The following is a 2,265-nucleotide window of genomic DNA, read 5'->3' on the forward strand; positions in this document are numbered from 1 at the left end:
CATTTTTATGAAATTGATGATGAGGAGTCAGAATCCTGACATTATTTTCAAAAAGAATAAGCAACGGGAATGATTCATTCAAGTTCCTACTTGTCATTTTTTAAAAAATCCCTTATAATGTAAGAGTTGCTGTGCAACAAATACTCATTTTGAATGAATTGTGGGAGGGGTTGCCTTCGGGTCGTCCTGCAAGTTGAAATTCAAAAGAGGCAGAAAACATTTTAAAGGAGAAATACTCATGGCAGTAATTTCAATGAAACAACTTCTTGAGGCTGGTGTACACTTCGGTCACCAAACTCGTCGCTGGAATCCTAAGATGGCTAAGTACATCTTCACAGAGCGTAATGGAATCCACGTAATTGACTTGCAACAAACTGTTAAATTTGCAGACCAAGCATACGACTTCATGCGTGATGCAGCTGCAGAAGATGCAATCATCTTGTTTGTTGGTACTAAAAAGCAAGCTGCTGACGCTGTTAAAGAGGAAGCAGAACGTGCTGGTCAATACTACATCAACCACCGTTGGTTGGGTGGAACTCTTACAAACTGGGAAACTATCCAAAAACGTGTTGCTCGTTTGAAAGAAATCAAACGTATGGAAGAAGAAGGAATCTTCGACGTTCTTCCTAAAAAAGAAGTTGCACTTTTGAACAAACAACGTGCACGTCTTGAGAAATTCTTGGGTGGTATCGAAGATATGCCACGCATTCCTGACGTAATGTACGTCGTTGACCCACACAAAGAGCAAATCGCTGTGAAAGAAGCTAAAAAATTGGGAATCCCAGTTGTAGCGATGGTCGACACAAACACTGATCCAGATGATATCGATGTTATCATCCCTGCAAACGATGATGCTATCCGCGCTGTTAAATTGATTACTGCGAAAATGGCTGACGCTGTTATCGAAGGTCGTCAAGGTGAAGATAACGTTGCTTCTGTTGAAGCTGAAATGGCAGCAGCAGCTGGTCAAGCAGATTCAATCGAAGAAATCGTTGAAGTTGTTGAAGGATCAAACGAATAATCTTGTAACCCCAAAGGGCAGTGACCTCCGTCCTGTCCTTTTTTAAAAAATTTTGGAGGAAGCTCAAATGGCCAATATTACAGCCGCTCTTGTTAAAGAACTACGTGAAAAATCTGGTGCTGGTGTCATGGATGCCAAAAAAGCCTTGGTTGAAGTAGAAGGAGACATCGAAAAAGCGATTGAACTCCTTCGCGAAAAAGGTATGGCGAAAGCAGCTAAAAAAGCTGACCGTGTTGCTGCAGAAGGTTTGACAGGTGTTTACGTAAACGGAAACGTTGCTGCAGTTGTTGAAGTTAACGCAGAAACAGACTTCGTTGCGAAAAATGAACAATTTGTAAACTTGGTAAACGAAACTGCTAAAGTAATTGCAGAAGGTCAACCAGCAGATAACGAAGCAGCACTTGCTTTGGTAATGCCTTCAGGTGAAACTCTTGAAGCAGCATACGTAAACGCAACTGCAACTATCGGAGAAAAAATCTCTTTCCGTCGCTTCGCTTTGTTGGAAAAAACAGATGCCCAAGCTTTTGGTGCTTACCAACATAACGGCGGCCGTATCGGTGTTATCTCTGTCATCGAAGGTGGCGACGAAGCATTGGCAAAACAAATCTCTATGCACATCGCTGCGATGAAACCAACTGTTCTTTCTTACAAAGAGTTGGATGAGCAATTCGTGAAAGATGAGTTGGCACAATTGAACCATGCAATCGAGCAAGATAACGAAAGCCGTGCAATGGTTAACAAACCAGCTCTTCCATTCTTGAAATATGGATCTAAATCACAATTGTCTGACGAAGTGATTGCTCAAGCAGAAGCAGATATCAAGGCAGAACTGGCTGCTGAAGGTAAACCAGAAAAAATCTGGGACAAAATTGTACCAGGTAAAATGGACCGCTTCATGCTTGACAATACTAAAGTTGACCAAGCTTACACACTTCTTGCACAAGTCTACATTATGGACGACAGCAAAACAGTTGAAGCTTACCTAGATTCTGTGAACGCATCTGTTGTTGCCTTCGCACGTTTCGAAGTTGGAGACGGAATCGAAAAAGCTTCAAACGACTTTGAATCAGAAGTTGCTGCAACAATGGCTGCGGCTCTTGGTCAAGACTAATATTCCATTACAAACTCTGTTTGGAGATATGGAAATGATAAGGTGGGGACTTGTTTCGGTTCTATAATAAGTTGTGTGGAAAGCTTGCTCTCCATGCAACTTTTTTTGTAATTCAGAGTGCAAAAAAAAGCAA

The 2,265-nt window shown here is 41.6% G+C and carries 2 protein-coding genes; both read left to right on the forward strand.

Features of this window, described 5'->3' with window-relative positions:
* The first annotated feature begins 238 nt into the window (after positions 1-238).
* Positions 239-1,021, forward strand: a complete 783-nt coding sequence (rpsB, locus tag N4310_RS08235) for a 30S ribosomal protein S2 (protein WP_160332783.1) — start codon at positions 239-241, stop codon at positions 1,019-1,021.
* A 67-nt stretch (positions 1,022-1,088) separates the two neighbouring features.
* A complete protein-coding gene (tsf, locus tag N4310_RS08240) occupies positions 1,089-2,132 on the forward strand; it encodes a translation elongation factor Ts (RefSeq protein WP_160332784.1) in 1,044 nt (347 codons plus the stop codon).
* Positions 2,133-2,265: the final 133 nt, after the last annotated feature.

It is taken from the genome of Streptococcus danieliae, from assembly GCF_025447695.1.
GTDB lineage: Bacteria > Bacillota > Bacilli > Lactobacillales > Streptococcaceae > Streptococcus > Streptococcus danieliae.